The 14,938-nt window shown below is 75.0% G+C and carries 14 protein-coding genes and 2 tRNA genes; 14 read left to right on the top strand and 2 right to left on the bottom strand.

Going from position 1 to position 14,938, the window contains the following annotated elements; genetic code table 11:
* The first annotated feature begins 37 nt into the window (after positions 1 to 37).
* The 4 genes from C8D89_RS17950 to C8D89_RS17935 are packed head-to-tail and all read left to right on the top strand — an operon-like array spanning position 38 to position 4,402.
* Entirely contained in the window at positions 38 to 973 is a 936-nt protein-coding gene (locus C8D89_RS17950; RefSeq protein ID WP_165825780.1) for a YhjD/YihY/BrkB family envelope integrity protein, read from the top strand.
* On the top strand, positions 970 to 1,791 hold the full coding sequence (locus tag C8D89_RS17945) for a carotenoid biosynthesis protein (RefSeq protein WP_116709487.1): 822 nt from the start codon (positions 970 to 972) through the stop codon (positions 1,789 to 1,791). Before C8D89_RS17950 ends, C8D89_RS17945 begins: the two co-directional genes overlap by 4 nt.
* Positions 1,788 to 2,912 carry a glycosyltransferase family 2 protein gene (locus tag C8D89_RS17940; protein ID WP_116709486.1) on the top strand — a complete coding sequence of 375 codons (1,125 nt, stop codon included), beginning with the start codon at positions 1,788 to 1,790 and terminating at the stop codon, positions 2,910 to 2,912. The genes C8D89_RS17945 and C8D89_RS17940 overlap by 4 nt, the downstream gene beginning before the upstream one ends.
* Positions 2,909 to 4,402 (top strand): phytoene desaturase family protein, encoded by a 1,494-nt coding sequence (locus C8D89_RS17935; protein WP_116709540.1) that lies wholly within the window; start codon positions 2,909 to 2,911, stop codon positions 4,400 to 4,402. The genes C8D89_RS17940 and C8D89_RS17935 overlap by 4 nt, the downstream gene beginning before the upstream one ends.
* 47 nt (positions 4,403 to 4,449) lie before the next feature.
* On the opposite strand, the gene C8D89_RS17930 is transcribed toward C8D89_RS17935, so the two are convergent.
* Positions 4,450 to 5,079: a CDP-alcohol phosphatidyltransferase family protein gene (locus C8D89_RS17930; RefSeq protein WP_165825779.1), complete on the bottom strand. Its 630-nt coding sequence runs from the start codon at positions 5,077 to 5,079 to the stop codon at positions 4,450 to 4,452.
* Positions 5,076 to 6,005: a non-homologous end-joining DNA ligase gene (gene ligD / locus C8D89_RS17925; RefSeq protein WP_116709539.1), complete on the bottom strand. Its 930-nt coding sequence runs from the start codon at positions 6,003 to 6,005 to the stop codon at positions 5,076 to 5,078. The genes C8D89_RS17930 and ligD overlap by 4 nt, the downstream gene beginning before the upstream one ends.
* A gap of 125 nt (positions 6,006 to 6,130) precedes the next feature.
* On the opposite strand from ligD, the gene C8D89_RS17920 reads away from it, so the two are divergent.
* The 10 genes from C8D89_RS17920 to C8D89_RS17875 all read left to right on the top strand — a co-directional run bounded on the left by C8D89_RS17920 (position 6,131) and on the right by C8D89_RS17875 (position 14,929).
* Positions 6,131 to 6,343, top strand: a complete 213-nt coding sequence (locus C8D89_RS17920) for a hypothetical protein (RefSeq protein WP_116709484.1) — start codon at positions 6,131 to 6,133, stop codon at positions 6,341 to 6,343.
* Positions 6,344 to 6,410: 67 nt separating this feature from the next.
* The gene (locus tag C8D89_RS17915; protein WP_116709483.1) at positions 6,411 to 8,447 is read left to right on the top strand and encodes an SDR family oxidoreductase; all 2,037 of its coding nucleotides are present in this window, start codon (positions 6,411 to 6,413) and stop codon (positions 8,445 to 8,447) included.
* A complete protein-coding gene (locus C8D89_RS17910; RefSeq protein WP_116709482.1) occupies positions 8,444 to 10,069 on the top strand; it encodes an AMP-binding protein in 1,626 nt (541 codons plus the stop codon). The genes C8D89_RS17915 and C8D89_RS17910 overlap by 4 nt, the downstream gene beginning before the upstream one ends.
* Before the next feature lie 58 nt (positions 10,070 to 10,127).
* Complete coding sequence (locus C8D89_RS17905; RefSeq protein ID WP_116709481.1) at positions 10,128 to 10,634, top strand: PH domain-containing protein; 507 nt, start codon at positions 10,128 to 10,130, stop codon at positions 10,632 to 10,634.
* Positions 10,631 to 12,106, top strand: coding sequence for a PH domain-containing protein (locus C8D89_RS17900; RefSeq protein ID WP_116709480.1), 1,476 nt, complete (start codon positions 10,631 to 10,633; stop codon positions 12,104 to 12,106). The genes C8D89_RS17905 and C8D89_RS17900 overlap by 4 nt, the downstream gene beginning before the upstream one ends.
* A gap of 11 nt (positions 12,107 to 12,117) precedes the next feature.
* Complete coding sequence (gene orn, locus C8D89_RS17895; RefSeq protein WP_116709479.1) at positions 12,118 to 12,792, top strand: oligoribonuclease; 675 nt, start codon at positions 12,118 to 12,120, stop codon at positions 12,790 to 12,792.
* A 98-nt stretch (positions 12,793 to 12,890) separates the two neighbouring features.
* Complete coding sequence (locus C8D89_RS17890; protein WP_116709478.1) at positions 12,891 to 13,319, top strand: cupin domain-containing protein; 429 nt, start codon at positions 12,891 to 12,893, stop codon at positions 13,317 to 13,319.
* Between the two features lie 78 nt (positions 13,320 to 13,397).
* A tRNA-His gene (locus C8D89_RS17885) sits at positions 13,398 to 13,470 on the top strand.
* Positions 13,471 to 13,532: 62 nt separating this feature from the next.
* Positions 13,533 to 13,605: transfer RNA gene (locus tag C8D89_RS17880), tRNA-Lys, on the top strand.
* Between the two features lie 100 nt (positions 13,606 to 13,705).
* The gene (locus tag C8D89_RS17875) at positions 13,706 to 14,929 is read left to right on the top strand and encodes a tyrosine-type recombinase/integrase (RefSeq protein ID WP_133251955.1); all 1,224 of its coding nucleotides are present in this window, start codon (positions 13,706 to 13,708) and stop codon (positions 14,927 to 14,929) included.
* Positions 14,930 to 14,938 lie beyond the last annotated feature (9 nt).

Here is a 14,938-nt window from a genome sequence, read left to right as displayed (position 1 = left end):
TCGGTTGCCGGACACCGGGCGCGGGTACGCAGACGCAGTGCCGAGCCGCCCCCTGTCGTCGACCGCACCGGTGGAGCTCGCCCGCGCGGTGGCGTCCACGCTGCGCGGCCGAGACCTGGCCGCCGTCGCCGCCGGGCTGACCTACTTCGCCGGCCTGGGCGTCGTGCCGTGGTTGCTGCTCGCGGTGTGGGGCGCGTCGGTGATCAGCTCGCCGGAGCAGGTCGCCGTGTGGCTCGCCGACCTGCGGCTGCTCGTGCCGCCGGAGATGGGGGCACGCCCGGTGTTCGACGCCCTCGTGCGTGCGGGGCTCGAGCTGGGTCCGTGGGGTGCGCTGGTGACGATCCTGCCGGCCACCTTCTACGGGGAGGGCCTGCGTCGCGCGAGCCTGCGGCTGTCCCCGCGCCGCGACCGCTTCACCGGCTGGCGCGCGCGGTTGAGCCTGCTGCCGCTGGTGCTCGCCGTGCCGTTCCTCGCCCTCGGGGTGTTCGCCACCGCGCCGCTGCTGGCCCACCTCGCGCGCATCGGCGGGTTCGCGGGCACCCTGGGACAGGTGGTCGTCGCCTTCCACGTCTCGTTCGTCGCGATCGGCGTCGTGGTGACCTGGGGGTTCCGCGTCGTCGCGCCCGGCGGGCCGGCCTGGGTCCCGGTCCTGCTCGGGGCCTTCGGGACGTCGGCGGTGCTCTCGGGCTTCCTCCAGGGCTTCCTGCTGTTCCTCGCGCTGCCGATCGACCTCGGCATCCCCTTCGGCGGGCTCGACATCGTCGGGGCGATCGTCGCGATCGCGCTGTGGATGTTCGTGCTGCACGTGCTGCTGCTCCTCGGGTGGGCGGCCACCGAGGCGCTCGACCGGCGCCGGCGCGGCCACCGTGACGGCGTCCCGGTGGCCGACGAGGCGCCGGGCCCCCAGGGCACCCCGGACACCCCGGACGGCCCGCCGCCGGCCGCCGCGGTGACCGTCGGGGCTGGCCGGTGAGCCCGGCGACCCGCACCCGCACGGTCCTCGGCGGCGTCACCGGCCGCCCGACGCGGCACGCGGTGCCGTGGGCGCTCGGTGCCGGGGTGATCGGCGTGCAGATCGCGTTCCCCCTCACCGGCGGCGGCACCCCGACTCTCACCGTGCTCGCGGTGGCGCTCTTCGCGTGCGCGTCGGTGGCCCACGCCCTGTTCACGCGCGGTCCGGGCGCCGCGGCGGGCCTCGTCCTGGTCGCCGGTGGGGGTGGGCTGCTGGCCGAGTCGGTGGGGCTCGCGACCGGTCTGCCGTTCGGGGAGTACCGCTACACCGGCTCGCTGGGTCACGCGGTGCTCGGCGTGCCGGTGGTGGTGCCCGCGGCGTGGACGATGATGGCCTACCCCTCGCTGATCGTCGGCCGGCGCCTGACCGCCGCCCTGCGGCCCCGTCACGCCCGGCTCGCGACCACCGTGCTCGGCGCCTGGGCGCTGGCCACCTGGGACGTCTTCCTCGACCCGCAGATGGTCGAGGCCGGGCACTGGTACTGGCTCGAGCCGACACCGACGCTGCCGGGGGTGCCGGGCATCCCGGTCTCCAACTTCGCCGGCTGGCTGCTCGTGTCCCTGCTCATGATCGCGGCGCTGGACCGCGTCCTGCCCGACGCGCAGGCCGGCGACGACCGGCTGCCCCTCACGCTGTGGGTGTGGACGTTCCTGTCCTCGACGATGGCCGCCGCCGTGTTCTTCGGGCGCCCCTCGGTCGCCCTCGTCGGCGGCGTGCTGATGGGCCTGGTCGGGGTGCCGCTGCTGGTCGTGCTGCGCCGGCGCGGGGTCAGCCCGTGAGACCCCTCGTCGGTGCCGGCACCGCGCTGGCCCTGGCCTCGCTGGGCCTGACCCTCGACAACCTCCGCCGCCTCCGCACCCCCGACACCAGCGCGGGGCCGCCCACCGAGCGCGTCGCGGTCCTCGTCCCCGCCCGCGACGAGGCCGCCGGCATCCGCGACTGCGTCCGCGCCCTGCTCGACGCGGTCGACGGCTGGCCCGGGCCGGTCGAGGTCCTGGTGCTCGACGACGGCTCCACCGACGGCACCGGGACGCGGGTGCGGGAGCTCGGCGACCCGCGGGTGCGCGTGCTCGACGGGACGCCGACCCCGGCCGGCTGGCTGGCCAAGCCGTGGGCCTGCCACCAGCTCACCGCCGCCGCGCACCCCGACACCGGCGTGTACGTCTTCGTCGACGCCGACGTCCTCGTCGCGCCGGCGGGCCTCGCCGCGACCGTGGACCTGCTGCGCCGGACCGGGCTCGACCTCGTCTCGCCGCATCCCCGCCAGCTCGCCGAGGGCCCGGCCGAGCGGCTGGTGCAGCCGCTGCTCGCCTGGTCGTGGCTCGCGATGCTGCCCCTCGGGATCGCCGAGCGATCCCCGCGCCCGTCCCTGTCCGCGGCCAACGGCCAGGTGCTCGCCGTCGACGCCACCGCCTACCGGGCCGCCGGCGGGCACCCCCGCGACCGGGTCCTCGACGACATCGCCCTGTTGCGCGCGCTCAAGGCGGCCGGCCGGCGGGGGGTCGTCGCCGACGGCACACCCGTGGCGACGTGCCGGATGTACCGCGGCGCCGACGAGCTGCGCGAGGGCTACGCGAAGTCGCTGTGGGCGGCGTTCGGCTCGCCCGGCGGCGCGGTGGGCGTGCTCGCGCTGCTCGGGCTCGTGCACGTCGTGCCGGCGGTCGCGGCGCTCGCCGGGTCACGGGTCGGGCTCGTCGGCTACCTCGCCGGGGTCGCGAGCCGGGCGCTGGCCGCGCGGCGCACCGGGTCCCGCGTCGGCGACGCCGTCGCCCACCCGGTCTCGGTGCTGGCCGTCGCCGCGCTGACCGCCGACTCGTGGCGCCGCCGCCGCGCGGGGACGCTGCGCTGGCGCGGGCGCCCCGTCGAGGCCGCGCCCGAGTCCCGGCCGGCCGCCGCGTGACCGACGCGCGCGTCGTCGTCGTGGGCGGCGGGCTCGGCGGGCTGGCCGCGGCCGCGCGCCTCGCCGCGCGGGGCCACCGGGTGACGCTGCTGGAGCAGGCCGAGCGGGTCGGGGGCAAGCTCGGGACGGTCGCGGTCGACGGGTTCCGCTTCGACACCGGGCCCTCGCTGGTGACCATGCCCCCGGTGCTCGAGCGGCTCTTCGCCGACACCGGCGCCCCGCTGCACGACGTGCTCGACCTGCAGCGCCTCGAGGTGGCCGCCCGCTACCGCTTCGGCGAGGGGGCCGAGCTCGACCTGCCCGGGCGCCGCGACGAGATCGCGCCCGCCCTGGACCGGGCGCTGGGCGCCGGCGCGGGCGCGCAGTGGGAGGCGTTCCTGGGCCATGCCGAGCGCGTCTGGCACGCGACGCACGAGCCGTTCCTGGAGTCACCGGTGTCGGCGGGCGGGCTCGCCCGGCTGTCGCTGCGCGTGCGCGACCTCGCCGCCGTCGCCCCGTGGCGCAGCCTGCGCGGGGTCGGCGCGCGGTACCTGCGCGACGAGCGGCTGGGGCTGCTGCTCGACCGCTACGCCACCTACTCGGGCTCCGACCCGCGCCGGGCCCCCGCGGCCCTGGCCGTCGTGCCGTACGTGGAGCAGGAGTTCGGGTCCTGGTACGTGCGCGGGGGCCTGCGCCGGCTCGCCGAGGCGGTCGCCGACCGGTGCCGCGCGCTGGGCGCGGAGGTCCGCACCGGGGCGCGCGTGGCGGGCATCGACGTCGCGGGCGGGCGGGTGCGGGGGATCCGCACGGCGGACGGGGACGCGCTGCCGGCCGAGGTCGTCGTGGCCAACGCCGACGCCGCGACGGTGTACGGGGGGCTGCTGCCGGCGGGGGTCGGGCGCGCGACACGGTGGCGGCTGGCGCGCACGACGCCGTCGTCGTCGGGGTTCGTGCTGCTGCTGGGACTCGACGGCCGGGACCCGGCGACGCCCCACCACCGCGTGCTCTTCCCGCCCTCGCGCGCCGCGTACGACGCGGAGTTCGACGCCTACCGGGGACGCGAACCGGCGCCCTCCCCCGCCGTCTACGTGCACGCCCCCGACGACCCGGCGCTGCGCCCCGGCGACGCGAGCGAGGCGTGGTTCGTGCTGGTCACGGCCCCGCGGCACGACCCCGGGCGCGGCGTGGACTGGGACGCGCCGGGCCTGGCGCAGCGGTACGCCGAGCGCGTGCTGGCGCTGATGGCCGAGCGCGGGGTCGACGTGCGCCACCGGATCCGCTCGTGCACGGTCCGCACGCCCGCCGACCTCGAGCGCGAGACCCTCTCCCCCGGCGGCTCGATCTACGGCACGTCGTCGGACGGCGCGCTGGCCGCCTTCCTGCGCCCGGCGAACCGCTCGCCGGTCGACGGGCTCTACCTCGTCGGCGGCTCCGCCCACCCCGGCGGCGGCCTCCCCCTCGTCACCCTCTCCGCCGAGATCACCGCCGGACTTTGCGCTGCGCGCTTGTGAGTGCTTGTCCGTGCTGGGGCACGGACAAGCACTCACAAGACCGGAGGTCAAAGGCGACGGCGCACCGTCACCAGCACCTGGGTGAAGCCGACGACCGCGAGGACGGCGGCGATGGCCACGGCGATGGTCGCCGCCGGCAGGGTCGGCGTCACCACCGTCCCGAGCAGGCCCAGCGACACGAGGATGACGCGCGACGGCCGCTCCCACACGCTCACGACGCCGACGTCCGGCAGCCGCGCCGACGCGCGCACCGACTCCTGGAGCAGCGTCAGCACCCCCACCCCGACCGCGAGCCACCCCGGCGCCCCGGCCAGCACCAGCGCCACCAGGAACGCCACGTCCCCCACCCGGTCCACCAGCGGATCGAGCACCCTCCCCCACGCCGAGACGGTGTCGGTGAGCACCGCGACCGCCCCGTCCAGCCCGTCCAGCAGCGCGCAGCACACGGCCAGCACCGCCCCCGCCAGCGCACCCCACCGCCCCGCGAGGACCGCCAGCGGCACCGCCACACCGCACGCCAGCGACGCCGCCGTCAGCACCCCCGGCGGCACGCGGCGCCGCACCAGCGGACGCACCAGCACGTGCACGACGCGCAGCCACGCCAGCACCACGCCCCGCGGCGCGATCCCGCCGTGCGCCGCCGACCAGCGCGCCAGGTAGTCCTCGAGCGAGCTCACTGTTCCCGCACGACGTCCGCGGGGTCCTTGTCGACGCGCAGGCCCTGGTAGCGCGGGTGGCGCAGCCGCCCGTCGGTTGTCCACTCGCTGAACCCCACCGCGCACACCAGCTCCGGGCGCACCCAGTGCGCCCCGGACTCGCGCACCCGGTCGGCGAAGGGCGACTCCGCGACCGCCAGCGGGTCCAGCCGCTCCCGCAGCATCGCCAGCGCCGCCGCGTCGAACCCGGTGCCGACCTTCCCCGCGTAGCGCAACGCCCCCGAACCGTCGTGGTAACCCACCAGCAGCGCCCCCAGCCCCTGCCGCGCCCCCGACGGGTCGGTCCAGCCCCCGACGACGAACTCCTGGTCGCGGACGCACTTGAGCTTGAGCCAGTCCCTGGTGCGCGCACCGAGCACGTACGGCGCGTCGGCGCGCTTCGCGATCAGCCCCTCCCAGCCGTCGGCGCACGCCTCGGCGAGCAGCGCGGACGGGTCACCCTCGAGCGTCGGCGAGCGGTACAGCGGCCCCCCGAACCCGACGGCCTCGTCGAGCAGGCCGTGCCGCGCCGACTGCGGCAGCCCCGTCACGTCGTCGTCGCCCAGCACGAGCACGTCGAACAGGTGCGCGTGCACCTCCACCCCGGTGCGCCGCGCCCGCTCCGGGTCCACGACGTGCATGCGGGCCTGCAGGCTCGCGAAGGTCCCGTCGGCGGCGACGATCTCCCCGTCGACGACGAAACGCTCCGGCCCGTGCGCGTCGAGCGCCTCGACGATCTCGGGGTAGCTCGCGTCCATCGGCTTCCGGTTGCGCGACCACAGCCGCGGCGCCTCGCCCCGCTCCCGGGAGGCGATCACCCGCACACCGTCGAGCTTGCGCTCGAACACCCACCCCGCCGCGTCCAGCCCCGCCCGCCCAGGATGCTCCTTCGACAGCGTCGCGAGCATCGGCGCCCGGAACCCGGCGTCGTCGGCCCGGCGCAGCGCACGCTGCTGCTCGGACGGCAGGTCCCGGGAGTCCACCCCGCCCTCCTACCCGACCGCGCCCGCCGCGATGCCCTACCGTCGCGCCCATGAGCGAGCCCCCGAGCGAGCCCCCGAGCGAGCAGCGCCGCGAGGCCGCCGACATCGAGCAGCGCTACGTCGGCGAGTACAACGAGGAGGAGGCGCTCGTCGAGGGCCTCGACCCGGCGCAGCCCCGCGAGCAGAAGACCACCGAGGAGGTCGCCGCGGTCGGCGACCGGGTCGACGAGGACGTCGAGGAGATGGCCGACCCGGATCGATGAGGGGCGCGGTGACCCGCCGGTAACCACCCGTGGCGACGGGAGGTGGCCTGTGCCACGATCCTGCGCCATGCGGTATCTGGTGACCGGCGGTACCGGGTTCCTGGGGCGGATGGTCCTCGCGCGGCTGCTCGCCCGCGACGACTGCGAGGCCGTGTACGCGCTGGTGCGCGAGGGCTCGCGCGACCGGCTCCTGCGGCGGCTCGCCGACACCGAGGGCCACGAGAAGGTCGTGCCCGTCGTCGGAGACCTGACCCGGCCGCGGCTGGGCCTGCACGACGCCGAGGTCGACGGGCTCGCCGGGCGGGTCGACCACGTCCTGCACCTCGGCGCGGTCTACGACATCACCGCCGACGACGAGGTCAACCGCGCCGCCAACGTCGACGGCACCCGCGGGGTCGTCGAGGTCGCCGCACGCCTCGGGGCCTCCTGCCTGCACCACGTCTCCTCGGTCGCCGTGGCCGGCGAGTACGCGGGCACCTTCACCGAGGACGACCTCGACGTCGGGCAGACCTTCGGCAACCCGTACCACGAGACCAAGTACCGCGCGGAGCGCATCGTCCGCGAGGAGTCGACGGTGCCGTGGCGCGTGTACCGGCCCGCGGTCGTCGTCGGCGACTCGCGGACCGGCGAGATGGACAAGATCGACGGGCCGTACTACCTGCTGACCGCGATCTCCCTGCTCGGCCGGTTCGCCCCGGACAACTGGCTCAGTGCCCTGCGCATCGCGGTACCCGAGCTCGGCGCCACCAACATCGTCCCGGTCGACGTGGTCGCCGACGCGATGGTGCACCTCGTCCACCGGCCCGGGCTGGACCACCGCGCGTTCCACCTCGTCCACCCGCGCCCGCAGCCGCTCTCCGAGGTCTACAACGCGTTCGCCGCCGCGCTCGGCGCCCCGCAGCTGCAGGCGACGATGCCCGCGCCGGTCGGCGACCTCGTGCGCCGGGGCGCCGCCGCGGCCCAGCGGCTCGCGCCGGTCGCCGCCGCGCGCGACATCGCGCTGGCCGAGCTCGACATCCCGCCCGAGGTGCTGCCCCACCTGACCTTCGGCGCGCGCTTCACCACCGACGACACCCGCCGCGCGCTCACCGGCAGCGGCGTCACCTTCCCCGAGATCGGCGACTACGCGCCGGCGCTGGTCGCCTGGTGGCGCGAGCACCTCGACCCCAACCGCCACCGCCGCCCCCGCCCGGGCGGGCCGTTGCAGGGCCGCCGCGTGGTGATCACGGGCGCGTCCTCGGGCATCGGGCGCGAGACCGCGTTCAAGGTGGCCCGCGCCGGCGGGGTCCCGCTGCTGGTCGCGCGCCGCACCGAGGAGCTCGAGGAGGTCAAGCGCGAGATCGAGCGCGACGGAGGGCAGGGGTGGGTGTACTCGTGCGACATCACCGACGGCGAGTCGGTGGACGCGCTCGTCAAGACCATGATCAACGACCACGCGGGGCCGGACACCGGCATCGACATGCTGGTCAACAACGCCGGGCGCTCGATACGCCGCGGCGTGCGCCTCGAGCTCGACCGCTTCCACGACTTCGAGCGCACGATGGCCATCAACTACTTCGGCGCGATCCGGCTCACCCTCGCGCTGCTGCCGCACATGCTCGAGCGGCGCTTCGGCCACGTCGTCGACATCTCCTCGATCGGCGTGCAGACGGGGCCGCCGCGGTTCTCCGCCTACGTCGCCAGCAAGGCCGCGCTCGACGCGTGGGCCGACATCGTCGCCACCGAGGTGCTCGGCGAGGGCGTCACGTTCACGACGGTGCACATGCCGCTGGTGCGCACGCCGATGATCGCTCCGACACGGATCTACGACGCCTTCCCCACCGACTCCCCGGAGGAGGCGGCGGACAAGGTGATGCGCGCGCTGATCGACCGGCCCAAGCACGTCGGGACGCTGCTCGGCACCTTCGGCGCGGTGTCCGGCGCGCTCACCCCGCGGGTCAAGGACGCCGTCATGCACGTCGCCTACCGCGTGTTCCCGGAATCAGCGGCAGCGCGCGAGGGTAGTGCTCCGTCCGACCACGACGACGCCCGGACCCTCGACACGGGCCCGCTCTCCCGCGGCGCCCAGGCCATGGCCCGACTTCTCCCTGGAGTGCACTGGTGAAGACCCCGTTCGGCACCCCCACCGAGCTCGCCACCGGGGTGCGGCTGCTGACCGGCGCGGGTGTCGTCGCCCCGATCCCGCCGCACCGGCTGGCGATGTTCCCCCAGGCGCTCTACCGCTACGGGTTCACCCCGACCACGGCCTACGTCGTCTCGCGCTGGCGCCACCCCGACCGCGTCGCGGTCATCGACGACCGCGGCACCGTCACGTTCCGCGAGATCCACGAGCGCACCGACCGGCTGGCCCGCGCCCTCGCCGACCGCCGCGTGGGCCCCGGCTCGCGCGTCGCGGTGCTCTGCCGCAACCACCGCGGGCCGATCGAGACGATGCTCGCGGTGAGCAAGCTCGGCGCCGACGTCGTCCTGCTCAACACCGGCCTCTCGCCCGCGCAGATGAAGGCCGTCGCGGAGGAGCAGGGGATCACGACGGTCGTCGCCGACGGCGACCTCGCCGACCGCCTCGAGCAGGTGCCGTCGGACGTGACGCGCGTGTGGGCGTGGACCGAGAGCAGCGGGCGGTGGGGCGACGACACCCTCGAGGGCCTCATCGGCGCCGACGGCTCGCAGGACCTGCCCACCAAGCCCCCGATCGGCAGGACGATCGTGCTGACCTCGGGCACCACGGGCACGCCGAAGGGCGCCGAGCGGCCGTCGATCAGCGGGATAGGGCCGGTCAACGCGATCCTCTCCCGCATCCCGCTCACCGCCCGCGAGCCCGCGCTGGTCTCCGCGCCCCTGTTCCACACGTGGGGCTTCGCGGCGTTCCAGATCGGGTCGCTGATGGGCTCGACGCTGGTGCTGCGCCGCAAGTTCGACCCGGAGGACGCGCTCGCCGCGATCGCCCGCCACCGCTGCACGTCGATGTTCGCGGTGCCGGTGATGCTGCAGCGCATCCTCGAGCTCGACGACGACGTCAAGGCCCGGTACGACGTGTCGTGCCTGAGCACGGTCACCGCCACCGGCTCGGCGATGCCGCCGGCCAAGGTCACCGAGTTCCTCGACACGTTCGGCGACAAGCTCTACATGCTCTACGGCTCCACCGAGGTCTCCTGGGCCTCGATCGCCAAGCCCGAGGAGCTGCGCCAGGAGCCGGGCACCGCGGGGCGCCCGCCGGCCGGCACCGTCGTGAAGATCCTGGGCGACGACGACCGGGAGCTGCCCGCCGGGGAGACCGGGCGGATCTTCGTGGGCAACGAGATGCTGTTCACCGGCTACACGGGCGGGCGCGGCGAGACCGAGCAGGTCGACGGCATGCTCGGCACGGGCGATCTCGGGCACTTCGACCGCCACGGCCTGCTGTTCATCTCCGGCCGCGCCGACGACATGATCGTCTCGGGTGGGGAGAACATCCACGCGGGCGAGGTGGAGAACCTGCTGGCGGAGATGCCGGGCGTCAAGGAGGCCGCCGTCGTCGGCGTCGACGACGAGGAGTACGGCCAACGCCTGGCCGCCTACCTCGTCCTCGAGTACGGGGCCTCGGTCGACGCCGATCAGGTGCGCGACCACGTGAAGAACAACCTCGCGCGCTTCGCCTCGCCCCGCGACGTCGAGTTCGTCGACGAGCTGCCCCGCAACAACACCGGCAAGGTCCTCAAGTCGGAGCTTGGGCCTTCGGCCTCGTGAGTGCTTGCCCGTGTCCCAGCACGGGCAGGCACGCACAACGCCCAGGCAGACTGGAACCGTGACGACGCCGGAGGCGCCCGGCCCGCGGCTGCGCGCGCCGGCGCACCGCGTCAGTCCGCGCGCCCGCGCCTGGTGGACGCTGCGCTCGGTGATCGGCACGCTCGTCGTGCTGCTCCCCCAGGTCGTCGCGGCCGTCGTGGTCCCCCGGATCGCGGACGTGCTCCTGGTCACCGGCGCCGCCACGCTCGTCGTCGGCGTCGTGCACGGGCTCGTCGTCCCCCGCGTCCGCTACGCGCTGCACCGCTGGGAGATGACCGACGACGCGGTGCACACCCTCTCGGGCTGGCTGAGCCTGGAGTGGCGGATCGCGCCGATCTCGCGCGTCCAGACCGTCGACACCGACCGCGGCCCGCTGCAGCGCCTGTTCGGGCTGTCGTCGGTCACCGTGACGACGGCCTCCGCCAGCGGCGCGCTGGCCATCGACGGCCTCGACGCGGACGCCGCCGTCGCGCTCGCCGACCGGCTCACCCGCGTCACCGAGACCCTCGGCGGCGACGCCACGTGAGCGCCGCGGCCACCGACTGGCGGCGCCTGGACCGCCGCATGCTCGTCGTCCACCCCGTCGTCGACCTGGTCAAGCTCGTCCCCGTGCTGCTCGTCATCGCGATCACCGGCGGCTCCGCCGACGACCGGTGGCGCCTGTGGGGCGGGCTCGCGCTCGCCGTCGCCGTGCTCGTGTACGGCGTCTCGCGCTGGTTCACGACGACCTACCGTGTCGGCGTCGACCGCGTCGAGCTGCGCACGGGGCTGCTGCGCCGCCACCACCGCAGCGTGCACCGCGACCGCATCCGCACCGCGGACCTCACCGCCAACCCGGCGCACCGCCTCTTCGGCCTCGCCGTGGTGCGCGTCGGCACCGGACGGCGCGAGGGGGGCGACGACGCCGAGCTGACCCTCGACGCCGTGCGGCGCGGTGAGGCGGAGCGACTGCGCGCGCTGCTGCTCGGCGGCGACGAGGTCGGGACCGGCACCGACGAGCCGCCCGAGCTGGCGCGCCTGCGCTGGACGTGGGTGCGGTTCGCCCCGCTGACCTTCTCCGCGCTCGCCGTCGTCGGCGCCGTGTGGGTCGGGCTCTTCCGGCTCGCCGAGGAGTTCTCCCTCTGGCCCGACGCCGAGACCGTCGAGGAGACCGCCGGGCAGGCCCCGATCTGGCTCGGCGCGGCGGCGCTGCTGGTCACCGCGGTCGTCGGCGCCGCCGTGGTGTTCGTCGAGGGCTGGTGGGGCTACCGCCTGACCCGCGCCGAGGACGGCGGGCTCGTGCTGCGCCGCGGCCTGCTCACCCGCCGGACGCTGTCGCTGGAGGGCCGTCGCCTGCGCGGGGTTGAGCTCGACGAGCCGCTGCTCGTGCGCCTGGGCCGCGGCGCCCGCCCGCTCGCGCTCACCACGGGACTGCGTGCCGACGGGCAGGGCGAGCACGTCGGCGCGCTCGGACCCGCCATGCCGCGCCGGGAGGCCCACCGCGTCGCGGCCGGTGTGCTCGGCGTGCCGGACGACGAGGGGACGCGGGCGCCGCTGCAGCGCCACCCCCGCGCGGCCGTGCTGCGCCGGCTGATCCGCGGGTTCGGGCCGGCCGCGGTGGTCGCCGCGGTGCTGCTCGCCCTCCCCGAGGCGCCCGCCGACGGCGTCGTCGTGCCGATCCTGCTGGTCGGCGCGGCGCTGCTCGCGCTCGACCGGATCCGCTCGCTGGGCCACGCACTCACCCGTGAGCACCTCGTCGCGCGCCAGGGCGCCTGGGTGCGCCGCACGGTCGTGCTGCGCCGCGGCGGGGTGATCGGCTGGCGGCTGACGCAGTCGCTCACCCAGCGCCGCGCCGGGCTCGTGACCCTGCACGCCGTCACGGCCGCCGGGCGCGGGCGCTACGAGGTGCTCGACGTCGGCGTCGACCGCGCGCTCGAGCTCGTCGGCGACGTCACCCCGGGGCTGCTCGACCCCTTCCTCGTCGACGGTCGAGGGGCCGGGCGCCTCGTGCGGCGTTAGGGTCTCGTCACGTGAACGCCCGGCTCGTGTGGATCGACTGCGAGATGACCGGCCTCGACCTGCGCCACGACGCGCTGATCGAGATCGCCGCGCTGGTGACCGACGCCGACCTCGTGCCGTTCGGTGAGGGCGTCGACGTGGTCATCCACGCGTCCGACGAGGCCCTCGACGCCATGCCCGAGGTCGTGCGCGACATGCACGCCACGTCGGGGCTGACCGACGAGGTGCGGCGCTCGACGGTGACGCTGGCCGAGGCCGAGAAGCTCGTCCTCGACTACGTCCGCGCCCACGTCCCCGAGGGCCGCTCGGCGCCGCTGTGCGGCAACTCGATCGCTACCGACCGCGGCTTCATCGCCCGCGACATGCCCGAGCTCGACGGCTACCTGCACTACCGCATGGTCGACGTCAGCTCGATCAAGGAGCTGTGCCGGCGCTGGTACCCGCGGGTGTACTACGCGCAGCCCGAGAAGGGCCTCGCGCACCGCGCGCTCGCCGACGTCCGCGAGTCGATCCGCGAGCTGGAGTACTACCGGCGCACGGCCTTCGTGCCGCTGCCCGGTCCGACCAGCGAGGAGGCCCAGGCCGCGGCCGCCTCCGTCGTTGCCGACGACCGCGCCGGCGTCGTCGCCGCCGAATCCGCCGAGCCCGGCCCGGCCGGCGGGCAGGCGCCGCCGCCGGGGGCCTGAGTCACGTTTCCGGCCCGCTCCCGGCCGGACACCCTCTTGTCGTACGCCTCCAGCATCGCGGGGCTCGTCCACGTCCACGCCCTGCACGAGGAGGCTGGATGGCGCACGCCGTCACGACGTTGGGGGCCGACCGGTCCCCGGGCCTGGTCGCCACGCCCGAGGACTGCGAGTGGGTCGTCTGGAACGACCCCGTGCGCGGGCGCCTGCGCTGGTGCCTGATCGGCGACGGCGCGGACACCGTGCCGGCTGCCGTCACCACCGGCGTCGCGGTGCTCGACGAGGACGGCTGGATGGGCCGCCACCGCCACAGCGCCCCGGAGATCTACTACATCCACGAGGGCGAAGCCGTCGTCGACGTCGGCGGCGAAGCCGTGTCCGTCGGGCCGGGCGCGGTCGTACACCTGCCGGGCGACGTCGAGCACGGCATCCGAGCCGCCGGCAACGGCTCGGTGCGCGTCTTCTTCGTCTTCCCGACCGCGGCCTTCAACGACGTCGTCTACCACTGGGACGATGAGGGGTCGGTCTGACGGGAGCCGGTCGCAACCGGCTCGCACCCGGCTTGTACGCTGGTCCACGGCTCACCGGGGCGTCCCGGAGAGACCATGGTGGGTGTAGCTCAGTTGGCAGAGCACTGGGTTGTGATCCCAGGTGTCGCGGGTTCAAGTCCCGTCACTCACCCGGACGGCAGTGGACCACCCGCTGTCGGATCGAGATCGCTGGCTTGCTAGAGTCTCGATCACGCGCCGTTAGCTCAATGGGCAGAGCAAGTGACTCTTAATCACTGGGTTCGGGGTTCGAGTCCCTGACGGCGCACCCATCGTTGCAGGTGTCGGGCCTGCGGTGCTTTCCTCCCGGAGATCGACCGGCCGTTTACCGGCCGGAAACTCCTCCGAGCCTCGTCCGGGAGCCTTCGATGGCCCGTCCACCACTCCCCCTCGGCACGCCTGGCGCGATCACCACTAAAGAAGAGTCCGCCGGCGTCTGGGTGGCCCGCTGCCGCTTCCGCGATCACGACGGAGTGACCCGTCGGCTGTGGAAGCAGGGTCCTTCGAAGACGGCGGCGCGGGGCGCGCTGCACCAGACGATCCAGGACCGCCAGCGAGGTTCGGGCGGTGGCAGCACGCTCACTCCCGCGTCGCGGTTCAAGGACGCGGCCGAGCTCTACCTCGCGAAGGTGGACCGCAAGCGCGAGGACTCGACCCATGCGCTGTACGCGTACCACCTCGGCCGTACGGTCCTCCCGGCCCTGGGCGCCCTCCATCTGCGCGAGTGCACCGTCGCGCGCCTTGATGCCTTCCTCGAGGCCCTCGGGCCCCGCTACGCACCCTCCACGCGCCGCACGCTCCGCTCAATCGTCAGCGGTGTCCTCCAGGTCGGGGTGCTCCACGAGGCTCTCCCAACGAACCCGGTGCGGGAGCTCGACCGGATCGAGCAGCCGAGGGGCCAGGCCAAGAAGAAGCCCCGGGGCCTGACCATCGACGAGCGTCAGGCCCTGCTCGACTGGTTCGACCAGACCTCGGACGACGACCGAGTCCGGCGCCTCCAGCGGGTCGCGCGGGCCGCGGAACTGCCGGAGCTAGTGCGCTTCTCTCTCGGCACGGGCCTGCGCATTGGCGAGGCACTGGCGGTCCGTCGGCTCGACGTGAACCTCGACGGCGTGCCGGTCCGCGCCCAGGACGGCCCGATGAGGGTGCCGGTGGTCACCATCGCGGGCAACGTGACGTGGGTGAAGGGCAAAGGCCTCGTGCGCCACGACGGCAAGAGCGAGGCCGCTCTCCGCGTCATCCCGCTTCCTCAGTTCACCGCTGACCTCCTCCGCGAACGTCTCGCCCAGCCGGGCGAGGACCGGTGGCCGCTGTTCCCAGCAGCCGCGCGAGACGGGCGCATCACCTACCGCTGGCCGTCGAACGTGCGTCGCACGCTGCGCTCCGTGCGTGAGGAGGTGGGACTCGGCTGGATGACTCCACACACCTGGCGCCGCACCTACGCCACGATCCTCGACGACGAGATGACGCTTACCGACCGCATGAAGGCTGACCTCATGGGCCAAGCTGACTTCCTCAAGAACACGTATGTCAGCCGCGGCGAGCTCCACGCCGGCGCCGCCGTCCTCATTGATGCGGCCCTGGCTGGATGAGGCGCAGCA

This window comes from Actinomycetospora cinnamomea, assembly GCF_003096675.1.
Lineage (GTDB): Bacteria > Actinomycetota > Actinomycetes > Mycobacteriales > Pseudonocardiaceae > Actinomycetospora > Actinomycetospora cinnamomea.
The sequence above is the reverse complement of the archived record's forward strand: the minus strand, read 5'-3'. Positions and strand labels throughout refer to the sequence as shown.